The sequence below is a fragment of the Rhizobium atlanticum genome (assembly GCF_030182485.1).
GTDB lineage: Bacteria > Pseudomonadota > Alphaproteobacteria > Rhizobiales > Rhizobiaceae > Rhizobium.
In genome coordinates this window covers 1-856 of sequence record NZ_JAQJCJ010000086.1, presented here as the reverse complement: position 1 = coordinate 856, position 856 = coordinate 1, and the positions used below count along the sequence as shown (strand labels likewise).

Annotated in this window: 1 protein-coding gene; it reads left to right on the top strand. The window is 70.0% G+C overall.

Annotated elements, in window-relative coordinates:
- On the top strand, positions 1-856 hold an 856-nt coding region (locus tag PH551_RS32815; RefSeq protein WP_285196411.1), incomplete at both ends, for a VCBS domain-containing protein.

Genomic DNA, 856 nt, shown 5'->3' with positions numbered 1-856 from the left:
GCGCTCAACCAGGGCGACGCGGTCAGCGACACGCTGAGCGTCAGCTCGCTCGACGGCACCGCCAGCCACAACATCGTCGTCGCCATCACCGGCGCCAACGATGCGGCTGCGATCGTCGTCGATGCGACGGTGACCGACGACCGGGCGACGGTCGAGGCGGGTGCGGCCGGCAGCGGCGATCCGAGCGCCTCCGGCAAGCTGACGGTCAGCGACGTCGACGACGGCGAGGCGGTGTTTGCCGCCCCGGCCTCGCTCGATGGCATCTATGGCAGCTTCAGCTTCAATGCCGCCACCGGCAGCTGGACCTATACGCTCGACAACAGCCGGGCGGCGACACAGGCGCTCAACCAGGGCGACGCGGTCAGCGACACGCTGAGCGTCAGCTCGCTCGACGGCACCGCCAGCCACAATATCGTCGTCGCCATCACCGGCGCCAACGATGCGGCTGCGATCGTCGTCGATGCGACGGTGACCGACGACCGGGCGACGGTCGAGGCGGGTGCGGCCGGCAGCGGCGATCCGAGCGCCTCCGGCAAGCTGACGGTCAGCGACGTCGACGACGGCGAGGCGGTGTTTGCCGCCCCGGCCTCGCTGAATGGCATCTATGGCAGCTTCAGCTTCAATGCCGCCACCGGCAGCTGGACCTATACGCTCGACAACAGCCGGGCGGCAACACAGGCGCTCAACCAGGGCGACGCGGTCAGCGACACGCTGAGCGTCAGCTCGCTCGACGGCACCGCCAGCCACAATATCGTCGTCGCCATCACCGGCGCCAACGATGCGGCTGCGATCGTCGTCGATGCGACGGTGACCGACGACCGGGCGACGGTCGAGGCGGGTGCGGCCGGCAGCGGCG